Source organism: Nocardioides faecalis (genome assembly GCF_018388425.1).
Lineage (GTDB): Bacteria > Actinomycetota > Actinomycetes > Propionibacteriales > Nocardioidaceae > Nocardioides > Nocardioides faecalis.
On the sequence record NZ_CP074406.1, the window covers coordinates 3,684,867 to 3,704,714 of the forward strand.

Consider the following 19,848-nt stretch of genomic DNA (forward strand, 5'->3'; position numbering starts at 1 on the left):
TCAGCGGATGGTGACCTGCCGGTTGGCCAGGCCGCTGCGCGCGGAGCGCTCCTCGGTGCTCAGCTCGGAGGTGTCGGCGAGCGCAGCGTCGAGCTTGGTCTTGAACTCCGCCGCGGCAGACTCCAGCGGCTCCGGGCCGGTGCCCACGGGCAGGTCCCAGACCGGGGCGAGCAGGCCGTGGGCGCGGAACATGCCGACCAGGCGGGCGTCGGGCACGATCACGTCGTCGCCGGAGACGTGCAGGCGGGCGAGCGCGTCGAGCAGGGCGTCCTCGGGCTCGGGCATGACCCAGCGCAGGTGCTCCTTGGCGCCCATCCGGGTCCAGTAGGCGGCGGTGACCTCGCTGAGGCGGGCGGTCGGCGCGGCGGCGCCCTCGGCCTGCTCGAGCGCCTGGGCGAGCTCGGAGCTGGCGTCCATGTCGGCGACCCAGAAGTCGAAGCCCTCGTGCAGCTCCACAGCCAGCGGCGTGTCGGCGAGGAGGTCCTGGAGCCGCGGTCCCTCTCCGGGCGGGCTGGTCAGTCCCACCATGCCGGCGCCGGGCTCCTCGGCCAGCGCGGCGAGGAGCACCGCGGCCAGGTCACGGGAGGGGTCGCCGAAGTTGTGCTGCACCTGCAGGCCGAGCCACACCTCGCCGCTGTCGCGCACCATCGCGGGCGCAGCCATCGGCAGCAGGGTGCACAGCTTGACCACGCGGTCGGCGTGCTCGCCGGTGAGCGTCAAAGGCGCGGTGGCGGCGGGCACCAGCTCGCGCAGCGCGACCAGGTCGCACTCCGAGGTCAGGCCCTCGAAGGGCCGCTTGACGAAGACGTCGCCACCGCCGGGAGCGCCGTGGCACGCCTTGTAGCGCTTGCCCGAGCCGCAGGGGCAGGGCTGCCGGGGGCCGACCTCGCCGGGCGCCTGCGTCGGTGCGGAGGTCTTGGAGCGGTTCTTCTTCGCCATGCCCGCAAACTACTCGGCGCGCCGCGACAGCGGCCTCAGCGGGGTACGGCGGGGTCCGCTCCCCCGCCCTCGCGGCGGTCGAGCAGGTCGGAGATGTAGCGCGGCCGGTCGCTGATCACCGCCTTGACGCCCAGCTCCAGGCACACCTCGAGCTCGGCGGCGGTGTTGACCACCCACACGTGCACGTCGCGGCCGCTGCGGGCCAGGCTCTCGCGCAGCCGAGGGTGCTGGCGCAACAGGTCGATGCCGGGGCCCACACGCCAGTCCCGCCCGATAACCCGGCGCAGCATCGGCCACTGGTTCGGCTTGTCGAAGAGCTGGACCAGCTGCACCTCGGGCGCGAGCCGCTCCACGCGCTGCAGCGCGGTGAAGGAGAAGCTCATCACCCGCACCGGCGAGCCGGCCCGGTCCCAGCCGAAGTCGCGCAGCATCTCCACCAGCCGCTTCTCCACCAGCCCGCCGTACCGGGTGGGGTGCTTGGTCTCGATCGCCATCTCGACCGGTCGGTCGTAGTCGGCGACCGTCTCCAGCAGCTTGCGCAGCGTCAGCACGCCGCTGAGCGTCTCGTCGGGCTCCGGGGCCTCGTCGTCCATGTCGGCCCAGGGGTTCTTCCACGTGGCGAAGTCGAGCTGGGAGAGCTCGGCGAGGTCCATGGTGGAGACGAGCCCGCGGGTGGCGGCGATCCGACGCAGGTCGCGGTCGTGCACGCAGACCAGGTGGCCGTCGGCGGTCAGCCGGACGTCGCACTCCAGTCCGCCGGCTCCGGCGTCGAGCGCCTCCAGGTACGCCTTGAGGGTGTGCTCGGCGTGCTCGTGACTGGCGCCCCGGTGGGCGACGACCTGCGGTCGCATGTCTGCATCATGACAGCCGGCGCGACGGCCACGCCCGGCGCGGGCGGCCACCTGCCGCGGCGGCTCCCGCGCCGACCCCAGGGTCCGGCCCGGGTCGGACCGGGGTGCTCCCCGATTCCCCGGCCCGCGCGCAGCACGGATCATGGAGGCATGAGCAGCTACGACCCCTACACCGCCCCCCAGCACGGCCCGCACCACGAGGAGCGCCCGCCGCGGCGGCGCCTGACGCGTCGCAGGCACGACAAGGTCGTCGCCGGCGTGTGCGGCGGGGTGGCCGACTACCTGGGCGTCGACGCCAACCTGGTGCGGCTGGTGCTCGTCGGGGCCGTCGTGCTCGGCGCCGGCAGCGGGATCCTGCTCTACCTCGCCGCCTGGTGGCTGATGCCCGAGGCCTGAGCCGCAGACTGGTGAGCGTGCCAGCGAACGACCCGGACCTCGACCCGGATCTCGACCCCGGGCTGGTCGCACGGCTGCGGGCCGCGGGGTGCGTGTTCGCCGAGGACGAGGCCGCGGTGCTGACCGAGGCCGCACCGGACGCGGCGGCCCGCGAGCCGCTGGTACGACGCCGCCTGGCCGGCGAGCCCCTGGAGCACGTCGTGGGCTGGGCCGACTTCGCCGGCGTGCGGGTGGCGGTGGAGCCGGGCGTGTTCGTGCCGCGGCAGCGGACGTCGTACCTGGTGGAGGTGGCGGCCGACGCACTGGCCGGGGTGGCCGGCGAGCGGCCCGGGGTGCTGCTCGACCTGGCCTGCGGCTCCGGGGCGCTCGGCCTGGCGCTGGCCCGTCGTCGTCCCGGGCTCACGCTGCACGCCAGCGACCTCGACCCGACGGCGGCGGCGTGCGCGGCGGCCAACCTGGCGCCGGTCGGCGGCACCGCGCACTGCGGCGACCTGACCGCCCCGCTGCCGCAGCCGCTGCGCGGCACGGTCGACGTGATCGTGGCGAACGTGCCCTACGTGCCCACCTCGGCCGTGCCGCTGATGCCGGCCGACTCCCGGGAGCACGAACCGCGGACCACCGTCGACGGCGGCCCGGACGGCCTCGACCTGCTGCGCCGCGTCGCCGTGCTCGCTGGGGACTGGCTGCGCGAGGGCGGCGCGGTGTTCTGCGAGGTCTCGCGGGACCAGGCGGAGGCGGCCCGCGCGGCGTTCACGGCCGCCGGCCTGCGCGCCGTCGTGCGGCACGACCCCGAACGGGACGCCACGGTGCTCGCGGGCCGCACGCCCACGGCCTGAGCCGGTCCGCGCGACGCCGTCCGAAGCCACCGGTTCCGGTTAGGGTCCCTCGCATGTCGAACGTCGACCCGCAGCTGCCGTCCTCCCCCGCACCGGGTCCGCAGACCGTCGGCGGCTTCGACCGCGCCGGAACCCTGTGGGTGCTGGGGTTGTTCGGGCTCGGCGGGGCGGTGCTCGGCGTCGTCATCCCCGTCCTCGCCCGCTGGGCCACCGAGCTGCCGTGGCTGCCCTTCCAGGGACCGCTGGAGCTGGTGGGCTCCTTCGACCAGGCCTGGCTGGTCTGGGGCCGCCCGGCGATCGGCGTCCTCGCCGGCCTGGCGCTGGCGACCTGGGTCCTGCTGCAGAGCCCGGTGCTCACCATCGGCCCCGAGGAGATCCAGGTGCGGCGGCGCGGTGAGGTCGAGCGGGTCATCGCCCGCGACAAGGTGGACTCGGTCCACCTCGCCGGGTCGAAGGTCGTCATCGAGACCGCGAGCGGCAGGAAGCTGTTCGAGGACGAGGTCGAGGGCAGCAAGGCCGCGACCCGCGACGCGTTCCTCGCCCACGGCTACCCCTGGGAGGGTCCCCGGGACTGAGCCCTCCGGTGCGACGCCGAGCAGCGGCCCGGGCTCAGATCTCGCCGAGGATGCGGGACCGCTCGTCGTCGTACTCGTCGCGGCTGAGCAGGTCGGCGCGCAGCAGCTCGTCGAGCTCGGAGAGTCGCTCGGCACGGCTGCGCTCGAGGGCGGCCGGCGTCCCGCTGCCGGCGCCCTGGGCGAGGGCGCGGCTGGCGTCCCGCTCGGCGCCGAACCAGTCGATCTCCCAGTCCTGGGTCTCCGGGTCGACCAGCACTGGCAGGTCGTCGCCGTGCAGCAGGTGGGTCTGGGACTTCCGCACGACCTTGCGCCGCTCGACCTCGAAGGGCGTCACGTCGTCGCCGTGGATGCGCAGCCGCAGCCGGTACACCGGCTGGGCGTTGACCTCCATCGTCGTCGCCTCCGCGGACAGCACCGTCGCACGGGCCCGGCGCCCGCTGTGGCGCAGCTCGTGGCGGCGCTGCTTGGCCCGGTAGCGGTACCGCGCGATGAGGACGCCGATCACCACGTCCAGCGCGATCACCGCGCAGCCCACCGGCAGCATCCAGTCGGTGTGCGGGTCGTCGATGCTCAGCCCGAGCACGATGAAGACGGGTCCGACCATGCCGCACAGCAGCGCGAAGGCGACGCCGAGGGCGAGCTCGGGCAGGAACGACGGCGGCCGCTCCCCGGGCGCAGGGCTGCTCACAGCGGCAGGGTACGCACGTTCGTGCCCGCGCACACCCACATTCGTGTGCCGGTGCTCGCGCCGGTCCAGTCCTCGGCGCTCACCGAGGACGGCGCGGGTCCTGACGGCGCGGGCCCCGACGGCCTCGACCACCGCGCCGACCACCGCGCCGGGCGCGGCGGCGGGCGGCGTACCCGCGCACCGCCAGGCCCACGAGCAGGGCTCCGGCGACCAGGAAGGCCGCGGCCAGGACGCCCGCCACGGGCTGGCCCAGCCCCTCCTCGCCGGAGGGGCGGACCAGGAACCGCAGGCCCCACGCGGTCAGGCCCAGGCCGGCGAGCAGCACCAGGTGCGGCGGCCGGCGCGGCTGCCAGGTCACGCCTGCGACCGCAGGTAGCGCCCGAAGTGCGGGACGGTGAACGCGATCCGGCCCCGCTCACCGGAGTAGATGAGCCCCTTCTTCAACAACGAGTCCCGGGCCGGGGAGAGCGACTGCGGCTTCTTGCCCAGCACCGCGGCGACGTCGGCGGTGGCCACGGAGCCGACCGGGTCGTCGGCGTCGCCGGCGGCGTCGGCCATCGCGCGCAGGTAGTCCCGCTCGGCGGGGGTGGCCCGGTCGTAGCGGGAGCCGAAGAAGCCGACGGCGAGCTCGCGGTCGGCCTCGGGGGCGGCGACGGCGACGTCGTCGGCGGTGATCGGGCTGCGCGGCGCCGCGTCCCACACGGCGCGGCCGTAGGCCTGGATGAAGTACGGGTAGCCGCGGGTGGCGTCGTACATCGCGCTCAGCGCCTCGGGGGTGAACTCGGCGTCCTCCTCGGCGGCCGGGGCGGCCAGGGCCCGGTCGGCGGCGGTGCGGGAGAGCCGGTCGATGCGCTGGTAGGAGAACAGCCGCTCGGAGTAGGACTTGCTGGCCGAGAGCACCGCCGGCAGGTGCGGCAGGCCGGCGCCCACCACGATCACCGGCAGCCCGTTCTGGCTCAGCTCGTGGCAGGCGGCGCAGAGCGCGGAGACGTCGGCGGCGCCGAGGTCCTGCATCTCGTCGAGGAAGACGGCGATGCCCTTGCCCACGTCGGCGGCCAGCCCGCCGACGTCGGTGAGCAGCTCGACGAGGTCGATCTCCACGTCGCCGGAGTCGGCGCGTCCGCGCACCGCCGGTACGTCGATCCCGGGGCTCCACCGGTCACGCAGCTTGGCGTCGGCGCCGGCCTCGCGCTGGGCGAAGGAGCGGAGGACGCCGAGCACGTGGTCGGCCTCCGCCGGCTCGGGGTGGCCGAGCTCGCGCACCGCCTGGTGCAGGGCCGAGGAGAGCGGGCGCCGCAGCGACTGCTCGGGGCGTGCCTCGAGCTTGCCGGTCCCCCAGCCCTTGCGGACTGCGGCGGAGCGCAGCGCGTTGAGCAGCACGGTCTTGCCGACCCCGCGCAGCCCGGTGAGCACCAGGGAGCGCTCCGGGCGGCCGCGGGCGACCCGCTCGAGCACCACGTCGAAGGCGCTCAGCTGCTCGTCGCGGCCGGCCAGCTCGGGCGGGCGCTGCCCGGCGCCGGGCGCGTACGGGTTGCGGATCGGGTCCATGATCCGACGGTATCGGCGTGTCTAGTCCTTCGCTTAGATTCACCTAGCGTGTCGCAGAGCGGGTGCCGGACGCCGGATCGGGCACCTGGGGGGCATGGATGGCCTGACCTTCGCCTGGGGCGTGGCGCTGATCGTCACCGGCGGCACGCTGCTGCCCGGCCTCGTCCGCCTCGCGGCCTACCGCTCCGGCAGCGTCGACCACACCCCCGGGATGCGCACCGTCGCGCTCACCATCCTCGGCATCGGGATGGTCGCCCTGGTCTGCCTGACCGCGCTGAGCGTGGCGCTGCTGGTGCGCTGAGCCGGCAGCGGGCTGGGCCGGCCGGGCCCGGCCGCTCGTGCGTTCGATCCCCGCCGTCGGCACTCCCGCCTTAGGCTGACGGGGTGCCTGAGCTTCCCGAGGTCGAAGCCCTGGCCCTCGACCTGCGAGGGCGGCTGGCGGGGCGTGCGATCACCAAGGTCCACGTGGCCGCCTTCAGCGCGCTGAAGACCTACGACCCGCCGCTCTCAGCGATCGAGGGCGCGCTGGTGGACGGGGTGCACCGGCACGGCAAGTTCCTCGACATCGAGGCCTCCGGGCTGCACCTGGTGCTCCACCTGGCCCGCGCCGGCTGGGTGCGCTGGAAGGACGAGGTGCCCGCGCTGCCACCCAAGCCGAGCAACAAGTCGCCCCTGGCGGTGCGGATCGTGCTCGACGAGGTCGACGGCGTCACCGGTGGCCTGGACATCACCGAGGCCGGCACCAAGAAGTCGCTGGCGGTGTACCTGGTGCGCGACCCGTTGGACGTGCCCCGGGTGGCGACGCTGGGCCCCGACCCGCTGGCCGACGACTTCACCCGCGAACGCCTGGCCGCGATCCTCGCCGACGCCGGCCGCAAGCAGCTCAAGGGCGTGCTGCGTGCCCAGGGCACGATCGCCGGCATCGGCAACGCCTACTCCGACGAGATCCTGCACGCGGCGCGGATGTCGCCGTACAAGCCCGCGGACAGCCTGAGCACCGACGAGCTCACCACCCTGTACGACGCCGTCCGCACCACGCTCGGCGACGCCGTCGCCCGCTCGGCCGGCCTGGCCGCCACCGAGCTGAAGGCGGAGAAGAAGTCGAACCTCGCGGTGCACGGGCGCACCGGCATGCCGTGTCCGGTGTGCGGCGACACGGTGCGCGAGGTGTCCTTCGCCGACTCCAGCCTGCAGTACTGCCCCACCTGCCAGACCGGCGGCAAGCCGCTCGCCGACCGGAGGATGAGCCGGCTGCTCAAGTAGGCGCGGGCAGGCGGGGATCGCGGATCAGGAGCACTGGTGCAACGAGGGTCTCGAACCGCGTCGTAGATTGGCGCCATGATCCCTTCGGTCGAGATCGACGCCGTCCCGGACCCGATCCCTGCGGACCTGGTGGTCCTCGACGTGCGCGAGGACGACGAGTGGGCCGCGGCCCACATCGAGGGCGCGGTGCACATCCCGCTGATGGAGCTGCCCGCCCGCCTCGGCGAGTTCGTCGAGCTCGAGGCCGACCAGACGCTGGTCGTGTGCAAGGCCGGTGGCCGCTCCGCGCGTGCGGTCGCCTACCTCACCCAGCAGGGGTACGACGCCGTGAACCTCGTCGACGGGATGATGGGCTGGGAGCGGGCCGGCCGGCCGATGGTCGCCGACACCGGCCAGCCGCCCCAGGTCATCTGAGCTTCACTGGCTCTCGGACGGCACCTCGGTGGGCAGGTCGGAGAGCAGGCTCTCCAGGTCCGAGGGCACCTCGGTCGGGAAGTCGGTGGGCACGTCCGTGGGCACGTCCGTCGGGACGTCCGTGGAGCCCGGGGCGGTGTCGTCCGGCGACAACGTCGGCGCGGGCTCGTCGGAGCACTTCTCGCTCTGGTACTTCGAGTAGGCCTCGATCTGGTCCTTCTCGTCCTTGGACAGGTCGTCCTCGAACGGGTCCGACTCCTCCTTCTCGGCCTTCTCGATGTCGTCGGCGCTGATGTCCTTCTGGATCTCCAGCTGCAGCTCGTAGCCCTTGCGCGCGTCGTCGGGGATGTCCTCGGGGGTGCCGACCTCCTCGATGTCCTCGGCGGACTGGTGCAGCAGGTCGGCGGCCTTGTCGTAGTCCTTGTCCTCGATGGCCTTGAACAGGTCCTCGGAGAAGGAGGTGTCCTGCACCGCGGCGCAGTAGTCCTTCACCGAGGCGTCGGCTGGCGCGTCACCACCGCAGGCGGTCAGCGCGAGGCTGAGCAGTGCGGCAGAGCCGAGGGCGGCCAGCGGGCGGGTGATCCTCATCGGGGTCTCTTCCTCTCGTCGGGGCACGCGCGCAACCGCGCGAACCTCTCCCTCTCTCCCCCGATGCGGCGTGAAGTATGCGCGGTCGAGCAGGAGAGTCCCCCAACGCCGGTGGCCGGCCCCGCGTCGCGGGACCGGCCACCGGGCGGCACGTTCAGGCCGCAGGTCTCACTCGCCGCCGAGCTCGTCGGAGCACTCGGTGGTGAGGTACTCGAAGAACTTGTCGGCCTTCTTGTCGTCGTCCTTGGAGACGCCGGGGATGCCGTCCTCGCCGTCCTCGTCCCCGAACGACTTCTTCGCCTCGTCGTAGTCGAGGTCGGTGATGGCGTCGACGACGACCTCGAAGCCCTCGCGCTCGTCCTCGCCGATGTTCTTCGGCGTCCCGGTCTCGCCGAGGTCCTCGTAGGCCTTCTGGATCTTCTCCCACTCCTTCTTCGTCGGCTCCTCGCCCTCGACGGCGATCGTGGCGTCGAAGACGTCCTGGACGCTTCCGCAGAAGTCCTTCGCCGAGGCGTCGGTGGGGTAGCCGCCGCACGCGGTGAGGCCGAGCGAGAGCAGCGCGGTCGCGCCGAGCACGGCGAAGGGACGCTTCAGGGAGGTCATGGATGAGCCTTTCGTCAGTCGTGCGCCGCGCCCGAGCCCGGCGTGGTCGCAGGACAGACTAGGGACCTCGGTCCTCAACCGCCCCAGATCTCAGCCTCCGGCGCGGCGAGGAGCGCCGGCAGCCGGGTCACGTAGTCGGCGCGCGAGATCTCCCGCACCCCCAGGCTGCACAGGTGCGGGGTGGCCCACTGCACGTCGATCAGCCGGCGCCCGGCCGCACCCGCGGGGTCCGCGCGCAGCCCTTCGACGAGAGCCAGCAGCGCCACCTTCGAGGCGTCGCGCATGTGGTGGAACATCGACTCCCCCGCGAACAGCCCGCCGATGCCGACGCCGTACAGGCCACCCACCAGCTGGCCGTCGCGCCACGTCTCCACCGAGTGCGCCCAGCCGAGCCGGTGCAGGTCGCCGTACGCCTGGGCGATCCGGGAGTCGATCCAGCCGTGCGGGCGGCGCGGGTCGCCGCAGGCGGCCACGACGGCGTCGAAGGCGGTGTCGATGCGGATCTCGAAGTCCCGCGCGGAGCGGCGCAGCGAGCGGGAGACCCGCAGCTCCTCGAGGTGCAGCACCCCGCGCCGCGCGGGGCTCCACCAGCCGATCGAGCGGCGTCCCTCGGGCATCGGGAACAGCCCGGTGCGGTACGCCGCCAGCAGGGTGCCCGGAGCGAGGTCGGCGCCGACCCCGATCAGGTCGCTGGCGTCCTGGGTGCCGTCGTCGAGCGCGTCGGGGCCCTCAGGGCCGTCGATCTCCTCCTCGAGGTCGTCGAAGAGGCCGTCGCGGCCCAGGGCAGGCAGCGCGGCCAGGTCCTCCCGGGTCGGAAATGCCCACGGGCTGGGCGGCGGCTCGACGGGCACTGGGATCCTTTCCGCGACGGATCGCCTCCACGGTCCACCCGTCACCACCAACCCTAGGACGTCGGCCCCGGTTGCCGGAGGCTGCCTAGGATCAGGGCATGGCAGGCTCACGCAAGCTCTCCGGCCTCCGCCGGGGCCTGGTGGGGCAGGCGGCGCGGCAGCTGGCGCCGAAGGTCACCCAGGCCGCGCCGGGGCTCACCCACTCCTTCGTCCGCGAGGCGCTGCACCGGGCCATCGCCGGCATCGGGCCGCTCGCCCCGGCCGCCCAGGCCGCCGAGGCGCAGCTGCGCGAGCAGCGCCACGACGTCGACCGAGCGGTGCGCGAGCTGATCCAGAACCACACCGCCTACGCGAGCGCCGAGGGGTTGACCACCAACCTCGGTGGGCTGGTCACCGCCGCCTTCGTCGCGCCGGCCAGCATCACCGGGCTCGCGCTCATCCAGTGCCGGATGGTGGCCGGGATCGCGCACCTGCGCGGCTACGACCTCGCCGACCCGCGGGTGCGCAACGCCGTCCTGGTCACCCTGCTGGGAGACGAGGGGGTCCGCAAGCTGGTCAAGGACAAGAAGCTGCCCGCGCCGCCGATGGCCATCGCCACCGCCCCGGCGCACGATCCCACCCTGGACCGCCACGTGTCGTCGCTGCTGGCCGGCGAGCTCATCGCCCGGGTGGTCGGCAAGCGGGCCGTGACCACCGTGGGCAAGCGGGTGCCGCTCGTCGGCGGCGCGGTCGGCGCGGTGTCCGACGGCTGGGCCACCTGGCGGGTCGGCCGCTACGCCGACGCCGAGCTGCTGCCCTTGGCGCGGCGGTAGGCCTCGAGCAGACGCCGCCCGCCGGCACGCGCCTCGAGCTGGTCGACGGTCCACTCCGCCGCCCGCACCCGGCGCGGCGTGTGCAACCGGTCCAGCTCGGCCCGGGCCTCGGTGAGCTGCTCGCGCAGCTCGTCGATCTCCCGGCCGCGGGATGCCGCCTCGAGCAGCAGGGCGCGGATCGCGTCGACCGCGGCGGAGGCCACCTGACGCTCCGGCGGCTTGTCCGGGTCGACCCAGCGGGCGGGGTCCGGCGGCGTGCCGCGCAGGTCGGCGAGGTCACCGACGACGTCGTACCCCTTGCCGGCGAGCTCGGCGATCCACGCCTCCTCCAGCTCCGCGACCCAGGGGTAGGCCTCCGGCGGCAGGCTCAGGCGCGGCGAGTCGGTGCGCTGCGACAGCGTGCGGTGCGCGAGCAGCTCGCGCACCAGCGGCCGGTAGCTGGCCGGCGCCAGGTCCCGGCTGGCGACCTTGTTGATCCGCCGCACCAGCGCGGACTCCGGCACGCCGAGGCTGGGGTTGGTGCGCTCGGTGACCGCGGCCAGGTCGATGTCGGTCAGGCCGAACGCCTTCTGGAAGCGCTGCCACAGCAGGTCCGGGGGGCCGCCGGGTCTGGGCACGGTGACGACGTGGATGCGCTCGGCAGGGATGGTGGCGCCCCAGCGGGCCAGGATGTCCGGCACCTCCTGCGCCGCCCAGAACCACGCACCCACCCGGCTGTCGCGCTCCGGGTCGGCGATGAGCTTGAGGAAGCGGGCGTAGCGGAACGACTCGCGGTGCTTGACGTTCTCCTGCCACTCCGCGGGGATCTGGCGGACCAGGTCGCGGGCGGAGATCACCAGGTGCACCTCCGCACCCGTGCCGTCGGCGCGGTGGCCCAGCGACTCCAGGGCGCGGGCGACCTGGGTGCGCGAGGCGGTGGCGAGGATCTCGTGGCTGATGATCGAGGTGCCGTCGTGCTCGCGCACCTGCGCGGCGAGCCGGTCCCACGCGCCGACCGCCTCCATCTCCAACCCGCCCCAGCGCAGCCGCATCAGGTCGAGGGCGGCGAGGAAGTGGGCGTCGAAGCGGTCCGCGGGATAGCTGATCCCGTGGGTCAGCAGCAGCTCACGGTTGGAGAACAGCACGTCCTGCAGGTACGACGTGCCGGTCTTCGGCGTGCCGACGTGGAGCAGGACCCGGCGGCTCACGTGCCCGCCCCGGGACGCCCGGGGCCCTCGCGACCACCGGAACCGCCGACGGGGTCGAGCAGCAGGTCCACCGCGAGCTGCATCACCGCGGTCTCCGTGGGCCGCACCGGCGCGCCCGGCTCGGGCACGACCAGCAGCCGGTCGAGGTCGCCGAGCACCGGGTAACCGGCGGCGCTCAGGTCGTGGTGGGTCCGCTCGGCCTGGGTGGCCAGCCAGGGACGGTGCCGTTCCGGCACCGTCGGGGTGGGTCCGCCCAGCCCGGAGAGCCGGGGCAGCAAGGTGGCGCGCAGCAGCTCCGGCCGGCGCTCCGGCGGCACCAGGATCCCCAACGGCTCCCCCACGCGGCGGACCAGGTCGACGGCGTTCGCGCCCAGGTGCGGCGGCTCGGCGAGCGCGGCCACACCGAGCTCGGCGGCCAGTGCGGCCGGGTCGATGACGAGCCGGACCTGCTCGGCGCCGTACCGCTGGGCCGCGGCGCGGGCCATCCGGGTCAGGTCCGCGCGCGGCGGCACCCGTCCGGAGCCGACGAAGGTGTTGAGGAACTCGCCCCAGGTCAGCCCGCCCTGGTCGAAGCTGCGGGCGGTCCAGGCCTGGCTGAGCACGGTGCCGAGGTCGTCGAGCAGCAGGTACGCCACCGGGCGCCGGCCACCCGGCGGACGGCCCGCCGCGACCAACCCGGCACGCACCGCCTCACAGCGCCACTGCGGCCCCAGGACCACGTACGGCGTCCCGGGCCGCCGTGCCTCCAGCAGGCGGCGCAGCACCTGCTGGGCGCGGCCCGCGGGCCGGATGCGGGGGCGACCGGGACGGACCGGGCGGCCGCCCTCGGTGCGGGTGGGGTCGGTGGCCGCGACGTCGTCGGCGATCATCCCGGCCGCCACCCGCAGCAGCTCGCCGGCCGGCAGCGTGTCGGGGTCGACGGGACGCAGCCCGAACCGGGAGGCCTCGGCCTCCTCGTCGGCCCCCAGCAGCGGCAGGTCGCCGCGGCCGCGGCCCGAGACGCCGGCGGCCAGCACCCGGTCGGCGGTGGCCCGCGGCACGGTGCGGCCGGTGCTGGCGGCGGCGGTGTTCACCGCGCGCAGCAGGGCCAGCTGCTGGGCGCCGGGCAGGGTGGGCGACGAGGTGCTCGACTGGGTGCTCGACCGGGCGCCGGAACCACCCGGCGCGCCGATCTCGAACGGCTCCGCGTCGGCACCCTGGGCCCGCCAGGTCTGCCAGCCGACCGTCGAGCCGGACCGCAGCGCGGCCACCCAGCCCCAGGCACGTCCGCCACTCATGGGCTCACCGTATCCGCCTCACTCAGCGGCCCCGTCAAGGAGTGCCCGCACCACCGCCGACGGGCTCGGCCGACCCAGCTGCTCGGCCATCCAGTCGCTGGTGGCCACGACCGCGTCGAGGTCCACGCCGTGCTCGATGCCCAGGCCGGTCAGGAACCACACCAGGTCCTCCGTGGCCAGGTTCCCGGTGGCGCTCCTGGCGTAGGGGCAGCCGCCGAGACCGCCGGCCGAGGCGTCGTACGTGGTGACGCCGGCGGCGAGCCCGGCGTGCACGTTGGCCAGCGCCTGACCGTAGGTGTCGTGGAAGTGCAGGGCGAGCCGGTCGAGGGGCACGCCGGCGGCGGTGAACGCCGCGACCAGCGCCTGCACGTGCCCGGGCGTGGCCACGCCGATCGTGTCGCCGAGGCTGAGCTGGCCGACCCCGAGGTCCAGCAGCCGGGTGCCGACCGCGACGACCTGCTGCAGCGGTACCGGGCCCTCCCAGGGGTCGCCGAAGCACATCGACACGTAGCCGCGCACGTCCATGCCCGCCTCCAGCGCCCGGGCGACGGTGGGCGCGAACATGTCGAGCTGCGTCTCGAGGGTGCGGTTGAGGTTGCGTGCCGCGAACGTCTCGGTGGCTGAGGCGAACACCGCGACGTGGCGCAGGTCGAGGGCCACCGCGCGGTCCAGGCCGCGCTCGTTGGGCACCAGCACCGGCAGGTTCCGCGCGAGGTCGCCCAGGTCGGCCACCAGGGTGCTCATCAGCTCCGCGGCGTCGGCCAGCTGTGGCACCCACTTGGGGTGCACGAAGCTGGTGGCCTCCACCACCGGCAGCCCGGCGGCCAGCAGCCGGCGCACGAACTCCGCCTTCACCTCGACCGGCACGAGCGCCTTCTCGTTCTGCAGCCCGTCGCGGGGCCCGACCTCGTAGATCGTCACCCGCTCCGGCGGCCCCGGCTGCGGCACCACCATCGGCAGGCTGCGGGGGGCCGTGGTGGCGGGCTCGGTGTCGGTCTGCGTCTGGGTCTGGGTCTGGGTCTGGGTCTGGGTCTGGGTCTGATGGGTCTGGGCGGGCTGGTCGGTCATCGGGGTGCTCCTTGTGCGCCGAGTCGTGACTTTCCGTCCCCCGAGTTGGGAGTTTGCGTCCCCCGAGTCGTGGGTTTCCGTCCATCGAGACATGAGCTTTCGTCGTACGACGAGAAGTGCGCACTCGGGCGACGAGAACTCACGACTCGACGGACGGAAGGTCCCCTCTCGGGGGTCCGGAACTCACAACTCGGGGGACGGGAACTCACAACTCGGCGCTCGGGGTGGGGTCGACGGAGAACAGGGGGGCGCCGAGCGGCACCTGCGCCCCGGGGGTGGCGTCGACGGCGGCGAGGACGCCGTCGTACGGCGCCTTCAGCGCCAGCTCCATCTTCATCGCCTCCAGCACGCCGAGCACCTGGCCCTCGGTGACGGCGTCGCCGACGGCGACCCGTACGTCGAGCACGGTGCCGGGCATCGGGGCCGTCACCGCACCGTCGCCGGCCGCGGCGCCGGAACGGGTGCGGTCGGGCTCGGAGAGCACGAACCGCTGCCCGTGCCAGACCACCTCGGTGCGGTGCCGCTCGCGCAGCACGAGGCCCTCGCCGTGGCGCAGGGAGCCGACCCGCTGCACCCCGGGGGCGTGCAGATCCGCCTCGCCGACCGCCGACCAACCGTGGTGCGACAGGTCGCGGCCGTGCTGCAGCAGCGGGCCGGGCTCGCCGGCGATGCGGAAGCCGTCGGGCCGCCAGGGTCCGGGCGCGGTGGCGTCCAGGTCGCGGCGCAGCAGGATCCCGGCCAGCGCCCGGGCCGCCTCGTCGCCGGGTGCCGGCACCTCGTGGCGGTCCAGCCAGGCGGTGTCGATGGCCGCCTCCGCGAACTCCTCGGAGGACACCAGCGCGCGCAGGAACCCGGTGTTGGTGGTGAGCCCGAAGATCGCGGTGGCGTCGAGGGCGGTGAGCAGCTCGTCGCGGGCCTCCTCGCGGTCGGCGCCGTGCGCGATCACCTTGCCCAGCATCGGGTCGTAGGCGGTGGAGACCACCTGCCCGGGCTCGAGCGCGTGGTCGACCCGGACGCCGTCGGGCCACACCACGTGGGTGGCGGTGCCGGCCTGGGGCAGGAAGCCGGCGAAGGAGTCCTCGGCGTAGACCCGCGCCTCGATGGCGTGGCCGGTGAAGGTGACGTCGTCCTGGCTCAGGCCCACCGGATCCCCGGCAGCGACCCGCAGCTGCAGCTCGACCAGGTCCAGGCCGGTGATCGCCTCGGTGACCGGGTGCTCGACCTGCAGCCGGGTGTTCATCTCCAGGAAGTAGAACTCGCCTGAGTCCTCGTCCAGCAGGAACTCCACGGTGCCGGCGCCGGTGTAGCCCACGTGCGCGGCCAGCTCGACGCCCGCGGCGAGGATCTCCTTGCGGGTGGCGTCGTCCAGGGTCGGCGCGGGCGCCTCCTCCAGCACCTTCTGGTGCCGGCGCTGGGTGGAGCAGTCCCGCTCGCCCAGGTGCAGCACGGTGCCGTGGGTGTCGCCGAGGACCTGCACCTCGATGTGGCGCCCCCGCTCGACGTACTTCTCCACCAGCATGGTGTCGTCGCCGAACGCCCCCAGCGCCTCGCGCCGCGCGGCGGCCACCGCCTCGGTCATCTCGCCGGCGGAGCGGACCACCCGCATGCCCTTGCCGCCACCGCCGGCGGCGGCCTTGACCAGCACCGGGAAGTCGATGTCGACGACCTCGCCGTCCTCTCCGACCTGGCCGTCCTCGGCCAGCGGGTACGACGGCACGACCGGCACGCCGGCGGCGAGCGCCACCTCGCGGGCGGCGTCCTTGCGGCCCATCAGCTCCATCACGTCCGGGCTGGGCCCGACCAGGGTGATCCCGGCCTCGGCCAGCGCGTCGGCGAAGGCGGCCCGCTCGGAGAGGAAGCCGTAGCCGGGGTGCACCGCGTCGGCGCCGGCCCGCCGCGCGGCGTCGACCACCGCGGCGACGTCGAGGTAGGAGGCCACCGGCTCGGCGGTGTCCGCGGCGCGCACGTGCGGTGCGTCAGCGTCGAGGTCGGTGTGGATCGCGACGGTACGGATCCCGAGCCGGGCGGCGGTGCGCATCACCCGCAGCGCGATCTCGCCGCGGTTGGCGACGAGCAGGGTGGTGATCGAGGGCAGTTCGCTGGCCATGGCGCTCACATCCGGAAGATGCCGTACGACGGCTCGGGGCCGGGTCGGGTGGGTGGGGTGGCGGCGGCGAGCTCGAGGGCCATGCCGACCACGCGACGGGTGTCCGCGGGGTCGATGATGCCGTCGTCCCACAGCCGGGCGGAGGCGTAGTAGGCCGAGCCCTGCTCGTCGTACTGGGCGCGGATGGGGGCCTTGAACGCCTCGGCCTCGGGTGAGTCCTCGAGGCCGGCGACGGTGGCCAGCACGTTGGCGGCCTGCTCGCCGCCCATCACCGAGATCTTGGCGTTGGGCCACATCCACAGGAAGCGGGGGTCGTAGGCGCGCCCACACATGCCGTAATTGCCGGCACCGAAGGAGCCGCCGATCACCACGGTCAGCTTCGGCACCACCGAGCAGGCCACGGCGGTGACCAGCTTGGCGCCGTCGCGGGCGATGCCGCCGTTCTCGTACTCGCGCCCGACCATGAACCCGGAGATGTTCTGCAGGAACAGCAGCGGGATGCCGCGGGCGTTGCACAGCTCCACGAAGTGCGCGCCCTTGAGCGAGGACTCCGAGAACAGGATGCCGTTGTTGGCCACGATGCCGACCTGGTGGCCGTGGATGCGGGCGAAGGCGCACACCAGCGTCTCGCCGTAGAGCTGCTTGAACTCGCTGAACCGGCTGCCGTCGACGATGCGGCGGATCACCTCGCGCACGTCGTACGGCGTGCGCGAGCTGGCCGGCACCACGTCGAGCAGCGTGTCAGGTGCCTCCAGCGGCTCCTCGACGGCCGCGCGGGCGGCGGGGTCGAGCGGGTCGGTGGGCGCGGGCAGGGTGTCGACGATGTCGCGCAGGATCGCCAGCGCGTGGTCGTCGTCCTCGGCGAGGTGGTCCACGACGCCGGAGCGCCGGGCGTGCACGTCGCCGCCGCCGAGCTCCTCGGCACTCACCACCTCGCCGGTCGCGGCCTTCACCAGCGGCGGGCCGCCGAGGAAGATGGTGCCCTGCTCGCGGACGATGACGGTCTCGTCCGACATCGCCGGCACGTAGGCGCCGCCGGCGGTGCACGAGCCCATCACCGCGGCCAGCTGCGGGATCCCGCGGGCGGACATGTTGGCCTGGTTGAAGAAGATCCGGCCGAAGTGCTCGCGGTCGGGGAAGACGTCGTCCTGCATCGGCAGGAACGCGCCGCCGGAGTCGACGAGGTAGACGCACGGCAGCCGGTGCTCCGCGGCGATCGTCTGCGCCCGCAGGTGCTTCTTGACCGTCATCGGGTAGTAGGTGCCGCCCTTCACGGTGGCGTCGTTGGCGACCACCATGCAGTGCCGGCCCTGCACCACGCCGATGCCGGCAACGACACCGGCCGAGGGCACCGCGTGCACCTGCGACTCCTCGGTGCCGGGCTTGCCGTACATGCCGTACGCCGCCAGCGGCGCGATCTCCAGGAACGGGCTGCCGGGGTCGAGGAGGCGGTCGATGCGCTCGCGGGCGAGCAGCTTGCCGCGGCCGGTGTGCTTGGCGCGGGCGCTCTCGCTGCCGCCCTGGCGGACCCGGGCGAGCCGTCGGCGCAGCTCGTCGGTCAGCTCGGCGAGGGTGGGTTCGCTGTTCTCGGCCACAAGGGGAGGTTAGCGATCATTAACCAACCGGGCAACGGGTGGCGTGCCACAGCGGTGCGCCAGCGGCGCCGCTCCAGATCGCGCTCGGGTGAGCAAGCGTTAACCTCGCGGGGTGACCGAGTCCCCGGCGAGCGCGCCCAGCCGGCGCGAGCAGATCCTGGCCACCGCAGCCGAGCTGTTCGCGGCCCGCGGCTTCCACGGCGTCTCGGTCGCCGACCTCGGCGCCGCCTGCGGCATCTCCGGGCCCGCGCTCTACAAGCACTTCCCCTCCAAGCAGGCGATGCTCGCCGAGATGCTGACCTCGATCAGCGAGCGGCTGCTCGCCGTCGGGCGGCAGCGGGTGGCCGCCGGCGCCGGGGACCCGGCCGCGGCGCTGCGCGGGCTGGTGGACTGGCACGTCGAGTTCGCGCTCTCCCACCGGCCGTTGATCGTCGTGCAGGACCGCGACTGGGAGTCGCTGCCCGCCGAGGCCCGCGACGCCGTACGCCTGTTGCAGCGCGAGTACGTCGCCCTGTGGGCCGAGCAGCTGCAGCTGCTGCGCGGCGACCTGGACACTCCGTCCGCCCGGGCCGCGGCGCAGGCGGCCTTCGGGCTGCTCAACTCCACCCCGCGCGCCGGGCACGACATCCCCGACGACCGGCTCCGCGAGCTGCTCGCCTCGATGGCGCTGGCGGCGCTGGGCGTGACGGGGTCCTGACCGAGCGCGAGCCTCAGTTGTCGGAGGGGTCGTGGGGCTGGCCCGCACGGCCGGACAGGTCGGGCTCGCCCCGAGCCCCCTCGACGGTGCGGCCGTGCTGCGCGTTCTGCCGGCGCCGGCCGCGGGCCTCGGCGAGCTCGTCGCGGATCCCGATGCGGTTCGGCGTCTCGTCGGTCGCACCGTTCGTGGCGTCGTCGCGGGTCTCCTCGGCGCCGACCAGCCGGATCGTGGAGAACGCGTAGCGGGTGGCGGCCACGATGGCGACCTCCAGCTCCTCAGGCTCGGCAGCGGCGAGCCAGTCGGCGTCGACGTCCACGTCGATGAGGTCGCCTCGCTCGGAGCGCTGCACGCTGAGGTGGCCGCCGGCCGACGAGCTGCGCTGCGGGATGGCGGTCCCGGAGCTGAGGAGGTCGAGGCGTCCGCGCCGGCGCGGCGTGTCGTCGGCGGCCCCGTCGGCGCGCGCGATCCAGTCGGGGACGTCGCCGCTGCTCACCAGCACGTTGAAGAGCCGGTCGCCGTCAGCGGCGACGAATGCGTCGCGCAGCGCGGCGACGAAGGCGGCGGGACGACGTACCCGGTCTGCGTCGAGCACGCGCGCCTCGATGATCCGCTTCGCTGCGTCGATCGTCAGGCTGATCGTCGCGTCGCTGTCCTCACCGGTCGCCGGCTCCACGTCGCCGTACGCGTCCGGTCGCTCGTCGGCGAGCCGCCGCAGCAGGCGCTCGCCCTCCGGGTCCAGGTGCGTCATCCTCACTCTCCCGCGCAGTCTCGCCTGATCGGTGCGCGGGGTGCCCCTGACCCTGTCCCGCCGGGTCCGTCGAGGCTGTCCCACCGCAGCCGCTGACATCCCCGACGGTGCCCGCGACGGCGCATCCGAAACGGGGGTTTGCGACCACGCCGGCGTCGGGCAGCCTGCTCGCGTGCTCGCCACCACCCGCAGGACCGCGCCCCGTCGGACCACCACCGGCTGCTCGATCGGCGTGCTCGTGGCGGCGTCGCTGCTCGCCGCGGGGTGCGCCAGCGAGGACGAGGCACCAGAGACGATCCCGGTCTCTGCGCTGCCGGAGGACCTGTGCTCGGTGGTCCCCGCCGGCTTGGCGAAGGACTTGGCCCTGGGCTCGCCGACGGCACAGACCACCCAGGACGACGACCGGGCTCTGGCGACGTGCTCGATGCAGGGGACGTACCTGGGCTCCGACCTCACCCTCGAGCTGCGGCTCGTCTCCCTCGGCGGCGACGACGGAGCGGCACTGCGCACAGCGATGACCCACGAGATCGCCGGCGCCTGCGAGATGCTCGAGTCCCGCGCCGAGGACGACCAGGTGTTCGAGCAGGGCGAGACGGACTGCGAGCTGCGTGACCCGCGGGGTTCGGTCGTGCGTACGGCGCAGGCGATCCCGGTCTACGGCTGGGGAAGCGTGATCATCGACTACGACGGCGAGAACGCCGCCGCCGTCGCCGCCTACGCGACGTTCCTGAGCGGAAGCCTCACCCTCTCCGTGCCCGGCGAAGGCATCCCCGACGCCGGCAACGACGACTGAGGCCGGGGTACT

The 19,848-nt window shown here is 74.1% G+C and carries 23 protein-coding genes; 9 read left to right on the plus strand and 14 right to left on the minus strand.

Annotated features, from left to right (window positions below; genetic code table 11):
- Both KG111_RS17290 and KG111_RS17295 read right to left on the minus strand, forming a co-directional pair.
- Complete coding sequence (locus KG111_RS17290) at positions 1 to 939, minus strand: DUF5926 family protein (RefSeq protein WP_205289978.1); 939 nt, start codon at positions 937 to 939, stop codon at positions 1 to 3.
- 35 nt (positions 940 to 974) lie between these two features.
- The gene (locus KG111_RS17295) at positions 975 to 1,790 is read right to left on the minus strand and encodes a glycerophosphodiester phosphodiesterase (RefSeq protein WP_205289979.1); all 816 of its coding nucleotides are present in this window, start codon (positions 1,788 to 1,790) and stop codon (positions 975 to 977) included.
- Between the two features lie 150 nt (positions 1,791 to 1,940).
- Between KG111_RS17295 and KG111_RS17300 the strand changes: the two genes are divergently transcribed.
- Genes KG111_RS17300 through KG111_RS17310 form a run of 3 tightly spaced genes read left to right on the plus strand, consistent with a single transcriptional unit; the run spans position 1,941 to position 3,597 of the window.
- Positions 1,941 to 2,186, plus strand: a complete 246-nt coding sequence (locus KG111_RS17300; protein ID WP_205289980.1) for a PspC domain-containing protein — start codon at positions 1,941 to 1,943, stop codon at positions 2,184 to 2,186.
- 17 nt (positions 2,187 to 2,203) lie between these two features.
- A complete protein-coding gene (locus tag KG111_RS17305; protein WP_249666202.1) occupies positions 2,204 to 3,022 on the plus strand; it encodes a putative protein N(5)-glutamine methyltransferase in 819 nt (272 codons plus the stop codon).
- 53 nt (positions 3,023 to 3,075) lie between these two features.
- On the plus strand, positions 3,076 to 3,597 hold the full coding sequence (locus KG111_RS17310; RefSeq protein ID WP_205289981.1) for a YqeB family protein: 522 nt from the start codon (positions 3,076 to 3,078) through the stop codon (positions 3,595 to 3,597).
- Positions 3,598 to 3,631: 34 nt separating this feature from the next.
- Here KG111_RS17310 and KG111_RS17315 read toward each other — a convergent pair whose 3' ends face one another.
- The 3 genes from KG111_RS17315 to KG111_RS17325 all read right to left on the minus strand — a co-directional run bounded on the left by KG111_RS17315 (position 3,632) and on the right by KG111_RS17325 (position 5,833).
- On the minus strand, positions 3,632 to 4,285 hold the full coding sequence (locus KG111_RS17315; protein WP_205289982.1) for a hypothetical protein: 654 nt from the start codon (positions 4,283 to 4,285) through the stop codon (positions 3,632 to 3,634).
- Positions 4,286 to 4,364: 79 nt separating this feature from the next.
- A complete protein-coding gene (locus tag KG111_RS17320) occupies positions 4,365 to 4,643 on the minus strand; it encodes a hypothetical protein (RefSeq protein WP_205289983.1) in 279 nt (92 codons plus the stop codon).
- Complete coding sequence (locus tag KG111_RS17325; protein ID WP_205289984.1) at positions 4,640 to 5,833, minus strand: ATP-binding protein; 1,194 nt, start codon at positions 5,831 to 5,833, stop codon at positions 4,640 to 4,642. Before KG111_RS17325 ends, KG111_RS17320 begins: the two co-directional genes overlap by 4 nt.
- 94 nt (positions 5,834 to 5,927) lie before the next feature.
- On the opposite strand from KG111_RS17325, the gene KG111_RS17330 reads away from it, so the two are divergent.
- The 3 genes from KG111_RS17330 to KG111_RS17340 all read left to right on the plus strand — a co-directional run bounded on the left by KG111_RS17330 (position 5,928) and on the right by KG111_RS17340 (position 7,510).
- A complete protein-coding gene (locus tag KG111_RS17330) occupies positions 5,928 to 6,134 on the plus strand; it encodes a hypothetical protein (RefSeq protein ID WP_205289985.1) in 207 nt (68 codons plus the stop codon).
- Positions 6,135 to 6,217: 83 nt separating this feature from the next.
- On the plus strand, positions 6,218 to 7,096 hold the full coding sequence (locus KG111_RS17335; protein ID WP_205289986.1) for an Fpg/Nei family DNA glycosylase: 879 nt from the start codon (positions 6,218 to 6,220) through the stop codon (positions 7,094 to 7,096).
- A 75-nt stretch (positions 7,097 to 7,171) separates the two neighbouring features.
- Complete coding sequence (locus KG111_RS17340) at positions 7,172 to 7,510, plus strand: rhodanese-like domain-containing protein (RefSeq protein ID WP_205289987.1); 339 nt, start codon at positions 7,172 to 7,174, stop codon at positions 7,508 to 7,510.
- Positions 7,511 to 7,513: 3 nt separating this feature from the next.
- Here KG111_RS17340 and KG111_RS17345 read toward each other — a convergent pair whose 3' ends face one another.
- The 3 genes from KG111_RS17345 to aat form a co-directional block, all read right to left on the minus strand.
- Positions 7,514 to 8,098 carry a hypothetical protein gene (locus tag KG111_RS17345; protein ID WP_205289988.1) on the minus strand — a complete coding sequence of 195 codons (585 nt, stop codon included), beginning with the start codon at positions 8,096 to 8,098 and terminating at the stop codon, positions 7,514 to 7,516.
- 168 nt (positions 8,099 to 8,266) lie between these two features.
- Positions 8,267 to 8,701 (minus strand): hypothetical protein, encoded by a 435-nt coding sequence (locus tag KG111_RS17350; protein WP_205289989.1) that lies wholly within the window; start codon positions 8,699 to 8,701, stop codon positions 8,267 to 8,269.
- Positions 8,702 to 8,775: 74 nt separating this feature from the next.
- Positions 8,776 to 9,552, minus strand: coding sequence for a leucyl/phenylalanyl-tRNA--protein transferase (gene aat / locus KG111_RS17355; RefSeq protein WP_249666203.1), 777 nt, complete (start codon positions 9,550 to 9,552; stop codon positions 8,776 to 8,778).
- Between the two features lie 98 nt (positions 9,553 to 9,650).
- Between aat and KG111_RS17360 the strand changes: the two genes are divergently transcribed.
- Positions 9,651 to 10,364 carry an EcsC family protein gene (locus KG111_RS17360; protein WP_205289990.1) on the plus strand — a complete coding sequence of 238 codons (714 nt, stop codon included), beginning with the start codon at positions 9,651 to 9,653 and terminating at the stop codon, positions 10,362 to 10,364.
- Here KG111_RS17360 and KG111_RS17365 read toward each other — a convergent pair.
- The 5 genes from KG111_RS17365 to KG111_RS17385 form a co-directional block, all read right to left on the minus strand.
- Positions 10,325 to 11,551, minus strand: a complete 1,227-nt coding sequence (locus KG111_RS17365) for a hypothetical protein (protein WP_205289991.1) — start codon at positions 11,549 to 11,551, stop codon at positions 10,325 to 10,327. The genes KG111_RS17360 and KG111_RS17365 overlap by 40 nt on opposite strands.
- Positions 11,548 to 12,828: a hypothetical protein gene (locus KG111_RS17370; protein WP_205289992.1), complete on the minus strand. Its 1,281-nt coding sequence runs from the start codon at positions 12,826 to 12,828 to the stop codon at positions 11,548 to 11,550. Before KG111_RS17370 ends, KG111_RS17365 begins: the two co-directional genes overlap by 4 nt.
- A gap of 18 nt (positions 12,829 to 12,846) precedes the next feature.
- Positions 12,847 to 13,896, minus strand: a complete 1,050-nt coding sequence (locus KG111_RS17375; RefSeq protein ID WP_240195206.1) for a hydroxymethylglutaryl-CoA lyase — start codon at positions 13,894 to 13,896, stop codon at positions 12,847 to 12,849.
- A gap of 205 nt (positions 13,897 to 14,101) precedes the next feature.
- On the minus strand, positions 14,102 to 16,003 hold the full coding sequence (locus tag KG111_RS17380; protein ID WP_205289993.1) for an acetyl/propionyl/methylcrotonyl-CoA carboxylase subunit alpha: 1,902 nt from the start codon (positions 16,001 to 16,003) through the stop codon (positions 14,102 to 14,104).
- Positions 16,004 to 16,008: 5 nt separating this feature from the next.
- Positions 16,009 to 17,598, minus strand: a complete 1,590-nt coding sequence (locus KG111_RS17385; protein ID WP_205289994.1) for an acyl-CoA carboxylase subunit beta — start codon at positions 17,596 to 17,598, stop codon at positions 16,009 to 16,011.
- 112 nt (positions 17,599 to 17,710) lie between these two features.
- Here KG111_RS17385 and KG111_RS17390 point away from each other — a divergent pair, with 112 nt between their 5' ends.
- The gene (locus KG111_RS17390) at positions 17,711 to 18,295 is read left to right on the plus strand and encodes a TetR/AcrR family transcriptional regulator (protein WP_205289995.1); all 585 of its coding nucleotides are present in this window, start codon (positions 17,711 to 17,713) and stop codon (positions 18,293 to 18,295) included.
- A 13-nt stretch (positions 18,296 to 18,308) separates the two neighbouring features.
- Here the strand turns inward: KG111_RS17390 and KG111_RS17395 are convergent, their stop codons facing one another.
- The gene (locus KG111_RS17395; protein ID WP_205289996.1) at positions 18,309 to 19,043 is read right to left on the minus strand and encodes a hypothetical protein; all 735 of its coding nucleotides are present in this window, start codon (positions 19,041 to 19,043) and stop codon (positions 18,309 to 18,311) included.
- 172 nt (positions 19,044 to 19,215) lie between these two features.
- Between KG111_RS17395 and KG111_RS17400 the strand changes: the two genes are divergently transcribed.
- Entirely contained in the window at positions 19,216 to 19,836 is a 621-nt protein-coding gene (locus tag KG111_RS17400) for a hypothetical protein (RefSeq protein ID WP_205289997.1), read from the plus strand.
- The last annotated feature ends 12 nt before the right edge of the window (positions 19,837 to 19,848 follow it).

Bases quoted from the DNA above. Each gene is read 5' to 3' on its own strand.
- KG111_RS17380 (WP_205289993.1), bottom strand. From the start codon at position 16,003: ATGGCCAGCGAACTGCCCTCGATCACCACCCTGCTCGTCGCCAACCGC.
- KG111_RS17370 (WP_205289992.1), bottom strand. From the start codon at position 12,828: ATGAGTGGCGGACGTGCCTGGGGCTGGGTGGCCGCGCTGCGGTCCGGC.
- KG111_RS17395 (WP_205289996.1), bottom strand. From the start codon at position 19,043: ATGACGCACCTGGACCCGGAGGGCGAGCGCCTGCTGCGGCGGCTCGCC.
- KG111_RS17300 (WP_205289980.1), top strand. From the start codon at position 1,941: ATGAGCAGCTACGACCCCTACACCGCCCCCCAGCACGGCCCGCACCAC.
- KG111_RS17290 (WP_205289978.1), bottom strand. From the start codon at position 939: ATGGCGAAGAAGAACCGCTCCAAGACCTCCGCACCGACGCAGGCGCCC.
- KG111_RS17360 (WP_205289990.1), top strand. From the start codon at position 9,651: ATGGCAGGCTCACGCAAGCTCTCCGGCCTCCGCCGGGGCCTGGTGGGG.
- KG111_RS17330 (WP_205289985.1), top strand. From the start codon at position 5,928: ATGGATGGCCTGACCTTCGCCTGGGGCGTGGCGCTGATCGTCACCGGC.
- KG111_RS17375 (WP_240195206.1), bottom strand. From the start codon at position 13,896: ATGACCGACCAGCCCGCCCAGACCCATCAGACCCAGACCCAGACCCAG.
- KG111_RS17350 (WP_205289989.1), bottom strand. From the start codon at position 8,701: ATGACCTCCCTGAAGCGTCCCTTCGCCGTGCTCGGCGCGACCGCGCTG.
- KG111_RS17345 (WP_205289988.1), bottom strand. From the start codon at position 8,098: ATGAGGATCACCCGCCCGCTGGCCGCCCTCGGCTCTGCCGCACTGCTC.
- KG111_RS17325 (WP_205289984.1), bottom strand. From the start codon at position 5,833: ATGGACCCGATCCGCAACCCGTACGCGCCCGGCGCCGGGCAGCGCCCG.
- KG111_RS17295 (WP_205289979.1), bottom strand. From the start codon at position 1,790: ATGCGACCGCAGGTCGTCGCCCACCGGGGCGCCAGTCACGAGCACGCC.
- KG111_RS17310 (WP_205289981.1), top strand. From the start codon at position 3,076: ATGTCGAACGTCGACCCGCAGCTGCCGTCCTCCCCCGCACCGGGTCCG.
- KG111_RS17340 (WP_205289987.1), top strand. From the start codon at position 7,172: ATGATCCCTTCGGTCGAGATCGACGCCGTCCCGGACCCGATCCCTGCG.